The organism is Gordonia sp. PDNC005, assembly GCF_016919385.1.
Taxonomy (GTDB): domain Bacteria; phylum Actinomycetota; class Actinomycetes; order Mycobacteriales; family Mycobacteriaceae; genus Gordonia.
The window spans coordinates 290,325-305,274 of sequence record NZ_CP070351.1; the positions used below are offsets into that span (position 1 = coordinate 290,325).

14 protein-coding genes are annotated in these 14,950 nt (G+C 66.3%); 8 read left to right on the top strand and 6 right to left on the bottom strand.

The features are described from left to right. The first annotated feature begins 29 nt into the window (after nucleotides 1-29). The 5 genes from hsaB to JVX90_RS01490 all read left to right on the top strand — a co-directional run bounded on the left by hsaB (nucleotide 30) and on the right by JVX90_RS01490 (nucleotide 5,154). Entirely contained in the window at nucleotides 30-605 is a 576-nt protein-coding gene (gene hsaB / locus JVX90_RS01470; protein WP_205330720.1) for a 3-hydroxy-9,10-secoandrosta-1,3,5(10)-triene-9,17-dione monooxygenase reductase subunit, read from the top strand. Further along, entirely contained in the window at nucleotides 596-1,786 is a 1,191-nt protein-coding gene (locus JVX90_RS01475) for a hypothetical protein (RefSeq protein ID WP_205330721.1), read from the top strand. Before hsaB ends, JVX90_RS01475 begins: the two co-directional genes overlap by 10 nt. A gap of 32 nt (nucleotides 1,787-1,818) precedes the next feature. Beyond that, complete coding sequence (locus JVX90_RS01480) at nucleotides 1,819-2,598, top strand: SDR family oxidoreductase (protein ID WP_205330722.1); 780 nt, start codon at nucleotides 1,819-1,821, stop codon at nucleotides 2,596-2,598. Next, the gene (locus tag JVX90_RS01485) at nucleotides 2,591-3,766 is read left to right on the top strand and encodes a sulfotransferase (protein ID WP_205330723.1); all 1,176 of its coding nucleotides are present in this window, start codon (nucleotides 2,591-2,593) and stop codon (nucleotides 3,764-3,766) included. Before JVX90_RS01480 ends, JVX90_RS01485 begins: the two co-directional genes overlap by 8 nt. Nucleotides 3,767-3,921: 155 nt before the next feature. Next, nucleotides 3,922-5,154, top strand: coding sequence for an Nramp family divalent metal transporter (locus JVX90_RS01490; RefSeq protein WP_205330724.1), 1,233 nt, complete (start codon nucleotides 3,922-3,924; stop codon nucleotides 5,152-5,154). 104 nt (nucleotides 5,155-5,258) lie between these two features. Here JVX90_RS01490 and JVX90_RS01495 read toward each other — a convergent pair whose 3' ends face one another. From JVX90_RS01495 to JVX90_RS01510, 4 genes are read right to left on the bottom strand one after another with little or no spacing between them, the layout of a single operon-like run. Next, entirely contained in the window at nucleotides 5,259-6,347 is a 1,089-nt protein-coding gene (locus JVX90_RS01495; protein WP_205330725.1) for an acyl-CoA dehydrogenase family protein, read from the bottom strand. Then, nucleotides 6,344-7,303, bottom strand: coding sequence for an acyl-CoA dehydrogenase family protein (locus tag JVX90_RS01500; protein ID WP_205330726.1), 960 nt, complete (start codon nucleotides 7,301-7,303; stop codon nucleotides 6,344-6,346). Before JVX90_RS01500 ends, JVX90_RS01495 begins: the two co-directional genes overlap by 4 nt. A gap of 2 nt (nucleotides 7,304-7,305) precedes the next feature. Then, complete coding sequence (locus JVX90_RS01505) at nucleotides 7,306-8,481, bottom strand: acyl-CoA dehydrogenase family protein (protein WP_205330727.1); 1,176 nt, start codon at nucleotides 8,479-8,481, stop codon at nucleotides 7,306-7,308. A gap of 5 nt (nucleotides 8,482-8,486) precedes the next feature. After that, nucleotides 8,487-9,395 (bottom strand): enoyl-CoA hydratase, encoded by a 909-nt coding sequence (locus JVX90_RS01510; RefSeq protein WP_205330728.1) that lies wholly within the window; start codon nucleotides 9,393-9,395, stop codon nucleotides 8,487-8,489. Nucleotides 9,396-9,444: 49 nt separating this feature from the next. Here JVX90_RS01510 and JVX90_RS01515 point away from each other — a divergent pair, with 49 nt between their 5' ends. Then, nucleotides 9,445-10,839 (top strand): Fic family protein, encoded by a 1,395-nt coding sequence (locus JVX90_RS01515; RefSeq protein WP_240194005.1) that lies wholly within the window; start codon nucleotides 9,445-9,447, stop codon nucleotides 10,837-10,839. Nucleotides 10,840-10,857: 18 nt separating this feature from the next. Here the strand turns inward: JVX90_RS01515 and JVX90_RS01520 are convergent, their stop codons facing one another. Both JVX90_RS01520 and JVX90_RS01525 read right to left on the bottom strand, forming a co-directional pair. Then, nucleotides 10,858-11,217, bottom strand: a complete 360-nt coding sequence (locus JVX90_RS01520) for an AraC family ligand binding domain-containing protein (RefSeq protein WP_205330729.1) — start codon at nucleotides 11,215-11,217, stop codon at nucleotides 10,858-10,860. Nucleotides 11,218-11,224: 7 nt separating this feature from the next. Next, nucleotides 11,225-12,064: a helix-turn-helix domain-containing protein gene (locus tag JVX90_RS01525; RefSeq protein ID WP_240194006.1), complete on the bottom strand. Its 840-nt coding sequence runs from the start codon at nucleotides 12,062-12,064 to the stop codon at nucleotides 11,225-11,227. Nucleotides 12,065-12,175: 111 nt separating this feature from the next. Between JVX90_RS01525 and cysD the strand changes: the two genes are divergently transcribed. After that, nucleotides 12,176-13,063 carry a sulfate adenylyltransferase subunit CysD gene (cysD, locus tag JVX90_RS01530; RefSeq protein WP_240194007.1) on the top strand — a complete coding sequence of 296 codons (888 nt, stop codon included), beginning with the start codon at nucleotides 12,176-12,178 and terminating at the stop codon, nucleotides 13,061-13,063. Further along, nucleotides 13,063-14,928: an adenylyl-sulfate kinase gene (gene cysC / locus JVX90_RS01535; RefSeq protein ID WP_205330731.1), complete on the top strand. Its 1,866-nt coding sequence runs from the start codon at nucleotides 13,063-13,065 to the stop codon at nucleotides 14,926-14,928. The genes cysD and cysC overlap by 1 nt, the downstream gene beginning before the upstream one ends. Nucleotides 14,929-14,950: the final 22 nt, after the last annotated feature.

Below are 14,950 nucleotides of genomic sequence, written 5' to 3' on the forward strand. Positions count from 1 at the left end.
CTTTCAGACGACAACACGAAAGAGATCGCATGGCACCGCAATCGCCGTACGGCACCGACGAATTCGATTCCCGACAGTTCCGGACGGCGATGGGGCAGTTCTGCACCGGCGTCACGGTCATCACGACGCTCGACGCCGACGGCAATCCCGTCGGTTTTGCATGCCAGTCGTTCGCGGCGTTGTCGCTCGACCCGCCGCTCGTCATCTTCTGTCCGATGAAGACCTCGCGCACGTGGCCGGTCATCGAAGAGCGCGGATCGTTCGTGGTGAACATCCTGTCGAATCGGCAGCAGGACGTCAGTGCGACGTTCGGCGCTCCCGGCCAGGACAAGTTCTCGAAGATCGAATGGGATCCGTCGCCCGCCGGGCTCCCCGTTCTGCGGAACAGTCTCACCTGGGTGGAGTGCACGGTCGAGACCGTCAACGACGGCGGCGATCACCACATCGTGATCGGTCGTGCCGACGTCCTCGGCGAGGTCTTGCAGGACAAGCCGCTGCTGTTCTACCGCGGCGGATACCTGTCCACCGAGCATCCGCGGGTGACACCCGCTCAGGAAGAGCTCGAGAACTTCATCACCTGGAACGGCGGGGACACATGGCTGTGAACGAAACCGTCTCGGTGACCAAGCCGTTCACCGACGCGATCGCCCAGGCCGAGTCGATGGTCGCCTCGGCGGAGTTCGCCGAGACCGACGCCGACCGCGCCGAGGGGCTCGACTACCTGGCCGGTGGAATCTCGTCGATCCTGCAGCTCGCCCGCTCGCACAGCAGGAGTCACCCGTACTTCGTGACGTCGACCGGTCCGTACTCGAAGATGGGCCTGGACAACCCGGACACGCTCTACTACCACGCGACTGTCGAGCCGGACGCCACCTACGTGGTGCGTGGAGTTCGTGGCAGCACGGTCGATCTGAGCTTCCAGGTGCTGCGTGGCGACTACACGCCGACGAACGTCCCCGGTGGCGACGACGCGTTCGACGACCGCCGCATCAACATCGACGACGACGGATCGTTCGAGATCACGTTCGGTCCGGCCCTCGACAGCGCGCCGGACGGATACTTCGTGTTGGGCGACGGCGCGTCGATGCTCGCGGTGCGTGAGGTGTACGGCGACTGGGCGACCGAGACCAAGGGGTCGGTGACGATCGAGCGCGTCGACACCGTCGGCACCGCGCCCGAGGAGCCCGACACCGCGAAGGTGGCGCGCCGCTACGCGATCGCCGCGAAGATGCTGACCGCGCGCATCAACACGTGGTTCAACTTTCCGAAGTGGTTCTACCTCGACGAGCCGGTCAACACGTTCACCGCGCCGCGCACCACACCGGGCGGTCTGTCGACGCAGTACTCCTCCGTCGGGCACTTCGACCTGCCCGCAGGCAAGGCGATGGTCGTCACTGTCCCGAAGTCGGATGCGCCCTACCAGGGTTTTCAGCTGGGGAGCCTCTGGTACATCTCCCTCGACTACGTCAATCATCAGACGTCGTTGAACTCGGCGCAGGCGCAGGTCGACCCCGACGGCAACATCCGCCTCGTGATCTCGGCGAACAATCCCGGCGTCGCGAACTGGATCGAGACCACCGGCCGCAGGCGTGGCATCCTGCAGTTCCGCTGGCAGCGCACCGATGTGGCGATCGGCCCCGAGCTCGGACCGACGGCGGTGGTCGTCGACGACGCCGACGTCGCAGCTCACCTCCCGTTCGCTGACCTGAACCGGATCGACGCGGACGGTTGGGCGCAGCGGATCGCCGTCCGCCAGCGTGCCTTCGCCCGCCGCATGCTCGGCTGACCGTAATTTCCGGCCTATCTGAAAGGACCCACATGTCTCTATTGCAAGACAAAGTCGTCGTAGTCTCCGGAGTCGGGCCGGGTCTCGGTCGATCGTTGTGCCTACGGGCGGCGACGCACGGAGCTCGAGTGGTCCTCGCCGCACGTACACGGTCCCGCCTGGACGAGGTCGCTGCGCTGGTCCGTGACGCCGGAGGCGAGGCGCTTGTCGTCCCGACCGACATCACCGACGATGCGGCTGTCGAGTCCCTCGTCGAGGCGGTGACCGCCGAGTACGGCGCCGTCGACGCGTTGATCAACAATGCGTTCGCGATGCCGTCGATGAAGCCGCTCGCGCGCACCGACTTCGACCAGATCTCGTCGAGCCTGGATCTGACGGTCCTCGGCACGTTGCGCGTCATCAAGGCGTTCACACCCGCGCTCGAGGCGTCGAAGGGATCGATCGTCAACATCAACTCGATGGTGATCCGGCACTCGGAGCCGCGGTACGGCAGTTACAAGCTCGCGAAGTCGGCGCTTCTCGCGATGTCGCAGTCGCTGGCCACGGAGCTCGGCCCGAAGGGCATCCGCGTCAACAGCGTCGCTCCCGGCTACATCTGGGACGACCAGCTCAAGTGGTACTTCGGAGAGATCGCGAAGAAGTACGGGATCACTGCCGAGCAGGTGTACGAGCAGACGGCCTCCAAGAGCGACTTGAAGCGACTGCCCGAGCCCGACGAGATCGCGGACGCGGCGGTGTTCCTGGCGTCATCGATGGCGGCCCCGATCACCGGCCACACCTTGGACGTGAACTGCGGTGAATACCATGACTGAACCAGGACGCCGGGAGCGGAGCGAACGGGTCCCCTCTCAGGTGCGTACTTCTGTTGGAACAGTCGAGGATCTGCACGCCGCGGCCACCCGCACCGTTGGACTCGACGACTTCGGCGATCAGGACTACCTGCCTGCACTCGCAAAGCTCCTGGAGTCGTATCGGGTGGACGCCGGTCTCACCGAACTCGGCAGCAAGATGTTCCGGTTCTTCCTCAAGGGTGCGCTGATCGCTCGGCTTCTGAGCGAGGCCGGGTGGAAGAACAATCCGCAGTACATCGACGTTCCCATCGAGCGGCCGGTGTTCGTCACAGGTCTTCCGCGGACCGGCACGACTGCGCTGCATCGTCTGCTGGCGGCCGACCCGGCTCATCAGGGGCTCGAGATGTGGCTGACGGAGTTTCCCCAGCCGCGTCCGCCGCGTGACACGTGGGAGGACAATCCCGTCTTCCAGCAGATCGAGGCCGGCCTCAACCAGCATCATGTGGAGAATCCCGAGTTCATGGGCCTGCATTACATGAGTGCCGGTGAGGTGGAGGAGTGCTGGCAGCTTCTGCGCCAGTCGGTCATGTCGATCTCGTACGAGTCGCTCGCGTACCTTCCGACGTATTCGACCTGGCTGGCCGACCAGGATTGGACACCCGCGTACCAGCGGCATCGTCGAAACCTGCAATTGATCGGCCTCAACGATCCTGGCCGACGCTGGGTGCTGAAGAACCCGAGCCATCTGTTTGCGCTCGACGCACTGATGGCCGCATATCCGGACGCCCTGATCGTGCAGACCCATCGGCCGCCGGAGACGATCATCGCGTCGATGTGCAGCCTCGCCGAGCACGCGACGGAGGGCCATTCGACGGTCTTCACTGGGGACCGCATCGGCCAGACCCAATTGGACCTGTGGTCGCGTGGGCTGCGGTCGTTCTCGGAAGCGCGGGCCAAGTACAACCCGGCCCAGTTCGTGGACGTTCAGTTCGACGAACTCCGTGCTGACCCGTTCGCTGCGGTCGGCCGGGTGTACGAGGCTCTCGGCACACCGCTGTCGGCGGAGGGTCGTGCCGCGATGGTGGCGCTCGACGCCGATTCCAAGTCGGGCGACCGCAAGCCGCAGCACAAGTACTCGCTCGCCGACTACGGGCTCACCGCCGAGCAGGTGGCCACTGCGTTCGCCTGACCGCTCGTTCAACCATTACCGCTCAGCGCCGGAGCCGCTCCCCGGAGGCCTCTCGCCGCTGAGCGGTGATGGTTAGACGGCGTCGCCAACGTGGCGGACCTCCCATACTCAGAGTTCGGTTGACCGAACATTCTGATTCGATCTACCCTTACCTCGTGTTGAAACAACGAACCTCCGGGCGGATGCGATCGGTGGGCCTGCTCGGTCCCGCGTTTGTCGCGGCGATCGCCTATGTCGACCCAGGAAACGTTGCCGCCAACATCACGGCAGGCGCCAAGTACGGGTACCTGTTGGTCTGGGTGCTGGTCGTCGCCAACGTGATGGCCGTGATGATCCAGTACCAGTCGGCCAAGCTCGGAGTGGTGACCGGACGGACGCTGCCGGAGACGATCGGAGGCAGACTCGGTCGTCGTGCGCGCATCGCCTACTGGCTGCAGGCGGAGGCGGTCGCCGGCGCCACCGACATCGCAGAGGTCATCGGTGGCGCCGTCGCCCTGTATCTGCTGTTCGGCCTGCCGCTGCCGCTCGGTGGAGCCATCGTGGGCGTGGTGTCGATGGTCCTGCTCACGGCCGCCAACCGGAGATTCCAGCGGCGCTTCGAGGCGATCATCGTGGTCCTGCTCGCGGTGATCGTCGTCGGGTTCATCGCCGGTCTGCTCGTCGAGCCACCCGCCGCGGGCGACGTGATCGGCGGACTCGTCCCTCGCCTGCAGGGCACCGAGACCGTCCTGCTCGCCGCGTCGATGCTTGGTGCCACGGTGATGCCGCACGCCATCTATCTGCACTCCTCGCTCGTGGTCGACAGGCACGGCCGATCGATCAGCGAAGGTCGGATCACGTCGTTGTTGAAGGCCACGCGCGTGGATGTGGTGATCGCGCTGGTCGTCGCGGGCACGGTGAACATCGCGCTCCTGGTCCTGGCGGCCACCAGCCTGTCCGGGCGGGACGGCACCGACACGATCGAGGGCGCGCACAGCGCAGTGCGCGATGCGCTGGGCCCCGTCGTTGCGGTGATCTTCGCGGTAGGCCTGCTCGCGTCGGGCATCGCATCGACCTCCGTCGGCGCGTACGCGGGCGGCGCGATCATGTCGGGTCTCATCCGACGTCGCATCCCGATGCTGGTCCGCCGGTCGATCACCCTGGTACCGGCGATCATCGTGCTCGCCGCGGGCGTCGATCCGACCATGGCCCTCGTGATCTCGCAGGTGGTGTTGAGCTTCGGCATCCCGTTCGCGCTCATCCCGCTGCGCCGCTACACCTCCGACAGTGCACTGATGGGCACGTTCGCGGACCGGGCGCCGCTGCGCTGGGGCTCGTTCGCCTCAGTGGTTGTGATCGTGGTGCTGAACGTCGCGCTTCTGTTCCTTCTCGCCACCGGCGCGGGATGAGACTCGAGGCGACGGCCTAGTGTCGCGTGAGCGGGTATACGAGGGGCTGTACGTCCACGTGCATCCGCTCACGTGCACATTTCGCACGTGAGGTCGGCCGCTGGTCACAAAGTGACGAGCTGCAGAGCCTCGGTGGGTCGACCGAACAGTTGAGCGTCGGCCTGTGCTCGTTTGAAGAAGAGCCCGATGTCATGTTCCCAGGTGATGCCGATGCCGCCGTGCAGTTGGATGGCTTCGCCGGTGATGCTCATGTACCGCTCAGAGCAGTAGACGTGAGCGGTGGCGGCCAGTTCGGCCGCGTCCGAGCGGCCGGCGACGAGGGCGGCGATCGCCGCCGCCGAGATCGATCGCATCGCTTCCACCTCGACATACATGTCGGCCATCCGGTGCTTCAATGCCTGGAACGAGGCGAGGGTGCGTCCGAACTGCTTGCGGGCCGACGTGTACTCGACAGTCAGAGCGAGAGCGCGTGCAGCACCACCGACCTGCTCTGCCGACAACAGTGCCCAGGCGAGTGTCCGGATGCGCTCCGCGATGTCGCCGGGGGCGGTGATCGCAGTCGACGGCGTCTCGTCGAACGAGACTCGGGCGATCGCGCGAGTCGGATCGAGCAGGGGCAACGGCGTCACGGTGACGCCCGGTGCGGATGAGTCCACTTCGTGCAGTGTCAGGTGCGACGACAGTGCGTCCTCCCGGCCTGCGAGAACGATGAAGGTGTCGGCGGTCTCTCCGTCGAGCACGTATTCGGCGGTGCCGGACAGCAGTCCGGCCTCGGCGGTCACCCCGGGTGCATCCCATCCGGCGTGCGACGCCCAGCAGAGCGCCCCGATCGTCTCTCCGGAAGCGAGACCCGGCAGCAGGCGCGTTGCGGCTTCGGCGTCGCCGGACGCCAGCACGGCGCCTGCAGTGAGGACGCCTGACGAGAACACCGGTACCGGCGAAAGAGTGGCGCCGAGTTCCTCAACTGCCAGGGCGGCCTCGGCCCACGACGCGCCCGCACCGTCGTACTCTTCGGGAACAGCGAGCGCTGCGACGCCGATCTCGGCGCACAGGGTGCTCCACAGATCTCGGTCGATGCGTCCGTCGGCCTGCATGGCGCGACGGACGGCCTCGGAGTCGGAACGCTTCCGCAGCACGTCACGGATCGAATCCGATAGTGCCGCTCGGTCTTCTGCGCTGATCGGGGAGGTCACAACGTCTCCAGGATTCGTGCGCGGTGGTACGCGGGAGTGCCCCACGCCGACAACAGTGCGCGGGTCTTCGTCAGGTAGAGCGAGAGGTCGTGCTCGGCGGTGTAGCCGATCGCGCCGAGCACCTGAAGACCACGGCGTGACGCCAGGTAGGCCGCGTCGCCCGCGGCGACCTTTGCGGCCGCGATGTCGCGCGCGACGTCGGTGCCCTCGGGCGACTGGCCGTCGAGGCCGACCGCCGCGCCGTGGACGAGTGGGCGGGCCATCTCGATGGCGATCGCCACGTCGGCGAGATGATGCTTCACGGCCTGGAACGAGCCGATCTCGCGCCCGAACTGCTTGCGCGATTTCGCGTAGTCGGCGGCCATGTCGAGCATCGCCGATCCGAGTCCGAGGAACTGGGCGGCGGTGGCGAGCGCGCCGAGGTCCGCGGCCGCTGCGGTGTCGGCGTCGCCGACGCGGTCGCCCGCGGTCAGTTCGGCCACTCGTCGGGTCGGGTCCACCGACTCGAGGAGTTCACCGTGCGACGCGGTGAACACCGCGCCGTCGGCCAGCAGGTACGGCGTCGCGACGTCGGGGTTGGTGGCTCGCGGCGCGACCGGTGCGAGCGCGCACGTCGCAGGCGTTCCGGACAGCAGCGCGTCCAGCTGCGACGATGCGCCGAGAGTGGACGGCACGACGGCGAAGGTCTCGGCGACCGGACCCGGCAATGCCGCGCGCCCGATGCGTTCGAGAGCGACCACCATCTCGGTGGCTCCGGCGCCGCTGCCGCCGATCTCGTCGGGCACGATCAGGCCGGTGATCCCCGCTTCGGCGAGCTGGCGATAGACGGCGAGCGCCGGAGCGGTGTCGCCGTTGTCGGCCCACGCGCGTGCGACGGTGACGCCGCCCGCACGCTCGAGGATGTCGTCGACCGTCTGGGCGAGATCGGTGTGGATGTCGTTGAGCAGGAAGTCCATGACTATCGATCTCCGCGGGGCAGGCCGAGGAGTCGCTCGGCGATCACATTGCGTTGAATCTCGTTGGTGCCGGCGTAGATCGGGCCCGACAGCGAGAAGAGGTATCCGTCCGACCATGATCCGGCGAGTTCGGCGTCGGCGCCGAGCAGGTCGAGTGCGGTCTCGTGGGCGGCGATGTCCCACTGCGACCAGAACACCTTGTTGATGGACGACTCGAGGCCGAGCTGTCCGCCTGCGGCCAGTCGGCTGACTGTCTGATATGTGGAGAGCTCGTAGGCTCGAGCCCCGATCCACGCATCCGCGACAGCGGCGTCGGACGTGGGGACCTCGTCGCGCCGGCTACTCGGGCGGGAGGTGGACTTCCACAATGCGACGAGGCGGTCGGTGGCGGCGAGGAAGCGGCCGGGCGAGCGCAGCGAGAGGCCGCGCTCGTTGGCGGCGGTGCTCATCGCAACCTTCCAGCCGTTGTTCACATCGCCGATCACCCCGGACTCGCCGGGGTTGGACGGGTCGTCGGGGACGAACACGTTCTCGAGGAACAGTTCGGCGAAGCCCGCCTCGCCGTCGAGCTGCGCGATCGGCCGGACGGTGACGCCCGGTGCGCGCAGGTCGAACATGAAGTAGGTGATTCCACGATGACGCTGGGCGTCCTTGTCCGAACGGAACAGGCCGAAGCCCCAGTCGGCGAAGCTCGACCGCGAGCTCCAGGTCTTCTGGCCGTTGAGCAGCCAGCCGCCTTCGGTGCGGGTGGCAGTGGAGCGCAGCGATGCGAGGTCGCTGCCCGCTTCGGGTTCGCTCCACGCCTGGCCCCAGATGTCTTCCGACCTGGCCATGCGCGGCATGATTCGAGCGAGCTGCTCGGGGCTCGCGTGCTCGAACAGCGTCGGCGCCAGCAGGAAGATGCCGTTCTGGCTCACGCGTCCGGGAGCGCCCGAACGGTAGTACTCCTCTTCGAAGATCAACCAGTGCAGCAGCGGGACGTCTCGGCCGCCGAACTCTTCCGGCCAGGAGACCACCGACAGTCTGGCGTCGGCCATCTTCTGCTCCCACGCGCGGTGGGCTTCGAAACCTTCCGCGGTGTCCATCGAGGGAAGCGGCTCAGTCGGAACGTTGGCGTCGAGCCACGTCCGGACTTCGGTGCGAAACGCCTGCGCGGCGTCGTCGAACAGCAGATCCATGACGATCAGCCCTTCTTCTCGGCGCTGGCCTTCATGGACTTCGCGTCCATGCCGCCGAGCGAGTCGCCGGAGTCGGCGTCGTTTGCGGCGTGGGCGAAGTGATGCCAGCCGAACACGGAGTCCATCGCGTTGCGCATGCCCATCTGGTCTTCGCAGATGTTGACGGCCTTCTTGGACAGGAACAGGCCCTGCATCGGCATCTCGGTCATCTGCGCGCAGATCTCGTCGACCTTGGCCTGCAGTTCGTCGCGCGGGACGACGTGGTTGACCATGCCCCAGTCGAGCGCCTGCGCCGCGGTGAACCGCTGGCCGGTGAAGAGGATCTCCTTGGCGCGCCGGGCTCCGAGTACGTAGGCGTGCGCGAAGTACTCGACACCGGGGATGCCCATGCGGGCGACGGGATCGGAGAAGAACGCGTCGTCGGACGCGACGATGAAGTCGGCGGCCCACGCCAGCATCAGGCCGCCCGCGATGCACGCACCGTGCACCTGGGCGATGACCGGCTTGGGGATGTCCCGCCAGCGGCGGCACATGCCCATGTAGACCTCGATCTCGCGAGCGAGTCGCTGGTTGCTGTCGAGCGCGGCGCCGTCCTGGCGGGTGTGATCCCAGTGCAGCGTCGCGGTGTTCGGGTAGAAGGTGTTGAAGTCGCGTTCCGGCGTGCCGATGTCGTGGCCCGCGGAGAAGTGCTTGCCGTTGGCGCGGAGCACGATCACCTTGACGGACGTGTCGTCGACGGCCTTGCCGAAGGCGGCGTCGAGGGAGTAGGTCATCACCGAGTTCTGCGCGTTGCGGTAGTCGGGACGATTCAGCGTCACGTAGGCGACGGCCCCGTCGGTCTCGTATGCGACGGGCGACGTGTCGGGGCCGAGGTCGTCGGGCCCGAGGGCGGGTGGAATCACGACGTTGGTCATACCTGCGACTCTAACCTAGCAAGTGCTTGGTTGGTAGTCCGGGTGAGTGATGAGTGATGGCTTCGTGTCGGTGGCCGGGATCAAATGGGGCCGACGCCGCAGCGGTCTATTTGATCTGAGGGGTGCTCCAGATCAAATACGCGGATACTATAGGCAACGTATCCGGGTTCTCGCGAGAAGGGACGAGATGGCGTACCGGACGTTGAAGTCGATCTTCCACGAGCGTGATCGCGCCGGGGCGGATGGTGAAGAACGGTCTAGGCGGGACTCGCCCGCGGCGATCGAATGGGACCTTCTCATCGGCGAGCACTCGATGTTCGCCCTGATGACGCCTCAGATCGTCGCACTTGTCGAACGAATCATGGCCTATGAACCGCGGATCCGACACGAGTGGGATGGGCTTCCCGGGCGCGCGCGGGACGACTACCTGGACGGCATGATCATCGATGAGATCCAGGCGACCAACGAGATCGAGCAGGTGCGGTCCACTCGGAAGGAGATCAGCGCGGCGCTGAAGGCGCTGGCTGAAGAACAGGCGGTCGGCAGTCGACGATTCGTCGAAATGGTGCGCCTTTATCTCGGCATCGAAGAGCCGGACACTCGAGGTCCGCAGACGCTTGATGACATCCGGACGGTGTACGACGCGGTGACCGCTGGTGAGATCAGCGCCGACGACGCCCCTGACGGCGAGAGGTTTCGAGCAGGCCCGGTGTTCATCGAATCGGGGTCGGGGACCGTGCACAGGGGGCTTTCTCCCGAATCCGCGATCAACGACGCCCTGACCCTGATGGTGGCTCAAGGGCGGAACGACGAGATTCCGCTGTTGATCCGGGCGGTGGTCGCCCACTTCGTCTTCGAGTACGCACACCCGTTTTATGACGGCAACGGTCGCACCGGGCGGTACCTGTTGGCGCTGGACCTTCGGCAGGTGCTCGCGCCCTATGCGAGTCTCGCGTTGTCTGCGACGCTCGCGGACAACAAGGACCGCTATTACCGTGCATTCCTCGATGCCGAGGATCCGCTGAACCGGGGTGATCTCACGCCCTATGTCGCGGTCATGCTCGACCTCATCGCTCAAGCTCAGCATCGATTGCTCGTCGACCTCGCGGATCGGCGACAACGGATCCAACAACTGGAGAATCGCATTCGGTTCCTGGTGGACGACGACCTCGCTGGAAACCTCGGCCTGCCAACGCATGCGATGTCGGACGCAGAGGACGTCGGCTCGCTCCTCTACACCCTCGGTCAGGCGTGGCTCTTCGATGTGAACCGTGCCGTCAAGCTCCAGAGCCTGGCCGATGCCGCGGGTCGGTCCACGCAGTTCATCCGTCCGCGACTGGCACTTCTGGATGAGGCCGGCGTGATCGAGACGGTTACGAGGAAGCCGCTGCGTTTCCGCCTCTCGAGCCGCGGTGCGGCTCTTCTCGGCGTGGCGCCCGGATAGCGGTCGGTGGGCGCGGACTCAGTGGTTCGGCGGCGACTCGATCGTCAGGGTCGGTTCGCGGTGGTTGTGGATCGTAAGGTAACTGAGGCCGTCGTCACCCGCGGTGATCGATCGGTGTGATCGACGCGGGAGCCACAGGAGATCTCCCGCGGTCACGTCGAGTTCGCGGTCACCCGATCCGATGCGACCCGATCCGGCGATCACGTGGACGATCACGTCGACTTCGCCGCCGAGATGTCCGCCGATCTCGCCGTGGGCGGGGAGCCTGATCAGATTCGAGTCGAGGTCGCGGGGCGCTTCGTCGAGCTTCCACGCAACGGTGTTCGCATCAACGGGCTCACTGGTCATGTCTGCGGTGTTGGTGAGTTTGTGCGGCATGGTTCTCTTATACGCCGACGGACTCGGCTGCGGCGACCGTCAGCGCTCCCCATTCGCGCAGCTGGCGGCCCGACATCGTGGTGTGCGGGCACGACACGATCGCGCCGACGACAGCTCCGGACGCGTCCCGTATCGGAGCACCTATGGTGACCGCTCCCGCTTCGGTGCCGTCGGTCAGCTCGTCGGCGAGGTAGTCGATGGCGGAGAGCTCAGTGAGCAGGCTGCCGACCCGCGCCCGAAGGGCGGTAGGCACCGAGTCGAGTGCCGACAGCGCGTCGATCACCGCACGATGCCCGTCGGTGATCCGCTCGATCGAGAACCCACGCGATTGGATCTCGGTGAGGGCGGCCCTGAGTCTGGCCCGGTCGGATTCGGCCGCGGAGGCGATCCAGGCTTCCCGAGTCGCCGGCTCCGACCACGCCACGAACTCGCGGCAGATCGGCGGCCGAAGACGGATCGGCCGGTTCGGCTTCATCCACTCGACGTCTGCACTGTGCTCGACGAGCACGGACGGGGGCCAGCAGTACTCGATGACGGTGATCGTCTCGTCGTCGATGCGGCGAGCCAGAAAGCAGGGGGCTCCGGTCTGAGCGACGAGGGTCTCCATAGCGGGGCGGGCGTCCAGCGCGAGGCGATCGGCGCCGACGGCGCGGCGTGCGGTGTGCAGGAACGCGGGGCCGAGGCCGACTCCGCCGGTGTCGGCCCGGCGTGTGAGCCACCTGGCGTCGACCAGTTCGGCGACGATCGCGTGCACGGTTGCGCGCGGCAGCTGTGTGTCGCGCACGATGTCGGCCAGAGTGGGAGGGTGACCCGCATGCGCGACGATGTAGTCGAGCACAACGGTCACCCGCCTGGTCGGTGGGGAAGGTTGACGTGCGCTTCCACTTTCGCTTACCGTCGGTGACACATTTGCAACACTAGGTGTCGAATATTCGACACGTCAAGGAGGCTTCCCGCAGTGATAGCCGAACTCGAAGCCGAATCGGTGCACATCTTCCGCGAGGTCGCGGCCCAATTCGAGCACCCGGTGATGCTGTTCTCCGGCGGCAAAGACTCCGTCGTCATGTTCCACCTCGCGCGCAAGGCTTTCTGGCCCGCACCCGTGCCGTTCCCCCTCATGCACATCGACACCGGTCACAACTTCGACGAGGTCATCGAGTTCCGGGACCGCCTCGTCGAGCAGACCGGGGCGCGACTCGTCGTCAGCAGCGTGCAGGACGACATCGACGCCGGTCGGGTCGTCGAACAGACCGGCCCCGGCACCTCGCGCAACCGGCTGCAGACTGCGGCACTCCTGCGTGGCATCCGCGACGGCAGGTACGACGCGGTGTTCGGAGGAGCTCGGCGAGACGAGGAGAAGGCCCGCGCGAAGGAGCGGGTGTTCAGCTTCCGCGACTCGTTCGGCGCGTGGGATCCGCGGAACCAGCGACCAGAATTGTGGAACCTCTACAACGGGCGGCACGCCCGCGGGGAGCACATCCGTGTGTTCCCGCTGAGCAACTGGACCGAACACGACATCTGGGAGTACATCGCCGCCGAGCAGATCGAGCTCCCGTCGATCTACTACGCACACGAGCGGCTGGTGGTACCGCGTGACGGCATGCTGCTCGCAGACACCAGGTTCCTCGAGAAGTACCCCGGTGAGACGGCGCACGTGGAGCGGGTGCGGTTCCGCACCGTCGGCGACGCCACGTGCACCGGCTGCGTCGAAAGCGCCGCAGACACCCCGGAGAAGGTGATCGACGAGGTCGCCGCCACCCGCGTGACCGAACGCGGCGCGACCCGCGCCGACGATCGGATCTCCGAAGCCGGCATGGAAGACCGCAAGAAGGAGGGGTACTTCTGATGAGCACCGCCCACAACGCCGAGCGCGGCCGTGACGATCTGCTGCGCATCGCCACCGCAGGCAGCGTCGACGACGGCAAGTCGACGCTCATCGGACGCCTCCTCTACGACTCGAAGTCGATCTTCACCGACCAACTCGAAGCGGTCGAGCGGACCAGCGCGCAGCGCGGCGACGAGACCGCCGACCTCTCGTTGCTCACAGATGGTCTCCGCGCCGAACGTGAGCAGGGCATCACGATCGACGTCGCCTACCGCTACTTCTCCACGCCAGCGCGGAAGTTCATCATCGCCGACTCTCCGGGGCACGTGCAGTACACGCGCAACATGGTCACCGGGGCCTCCACCGCGGACCTCGCGATCATCCTCGTCGACGCACGCAAGGGTGTGCTCGAACAGACTCGTCGACACGCGTTCCTGTCGTCATTGCTCGGAATCCCTCACCTGACGGTGTGTGTCAACAAGATGGATCTCGTCGACTACTCCCAGGGGCGGTACGAGGAGATCGTCGACGAGTTCACGGCATTCGCGGCGAAGCTCAACGTCACCGATGTCATGTTCATCCCGATCTCCGCGCTCCGCGGTGACAACGTCGTGGACAAGTCGGAAGTCATGGACTGGTACACGGGCCGACCGCTCCTCGGGCACTTGGAGACGGTGCACATCGCGTCCGACCGCAATCTCATCGACGCGCGCTTCCCGGTTCAGTACGTGATCCGCCCACAGCGCGGGGACGGTTTCGACCACCGTGCGTTCGCTGGAACCGTCGCGGGCGGAGCGCTCGCAGTCGGCGACAAGGTGGTCGCACTCCCCGGCGGCTTCGGTACCGAGGTCGCGAAGATTTGGGGTCCGGGAGGCAGCGAGATGACCGAGGCGGTCGCGGGAGCGGCGGTGTCGATCGAGCTGGCCGACGAGATCGACATCGTGCGAGGCGACATGCTGGTCCGTCCGGGCAACCGGCCGCACGTCGGCAGGGACCTGGACGCCATGGTGTGCTGGTTCTCCGAGTCGACGGTTCTCGCCGAGGGCAACACGTACCTGATGCTGTGCGGAACCAGGGAGACGCGGGTGTCCGTCACCTCGCTGACCTATCGCCTCGACGTCAACACCTTGCATCGCGATGCCGATGCCGACCTGATTGAGCTCAACGAGATCGCTCGTGTGGAACTCCACTGTCAACATCCGATGATGTTCGACGAGTACCGCCGCAACCGGGCGACCGGCAGTTTCATTCTGATCGACGAGTCGACGAACGCGACGGTCGCCGCGGGCATGATCGGTGCGCCCGTCAGCCACGACACCAACGTGGTGTGGCAGGCGACGAAGGTGTCGCGCGAGCACCGCTCCTACCGCGGAGCGACGATCTGGCTCACGGGTCTGTCGGGGTCGGGCAAGTCGACGTTGGCGACCGAACTGGAGCGACGCTTCGTCGCCGAAGGCCGTCCGGCGTACCTGCTGGACGGTGACAATCTCCGACACGGGCTCAACGCGGATCTCGGATTCGGTGATGACGATCGGCGCGAGAACATCCGCCGGACAGCGGAGGTCGCCTCACTCTTCGCGGACTCGGGCGCCGTCGCACTGGTGTCGTTGATCAGTCCGTTCGCAGCGGAACGGCAACGTGCCCGCGAGATCCATGCCGCGCGGGACATTCCGTTCTACGAGGTCTTCGTCGACACGCCGCTCGATGACTGCGAAGCCCGCGATCCCAAGGGGCTCTATGCGCGGGCTCGTGCGGGTGAGATCACGCAGTTCACCGGCATCGACTCACCGTATGAGCGCCCCGTGACGCCCGAACTGGTGATCCGTCCCTCAGACGGCTCCCCGTCCGACATCGCCGACCTCATCCTGGAGAGGCTGGGCCTATAGGCCGGGAAGGCTCCGACTTGGA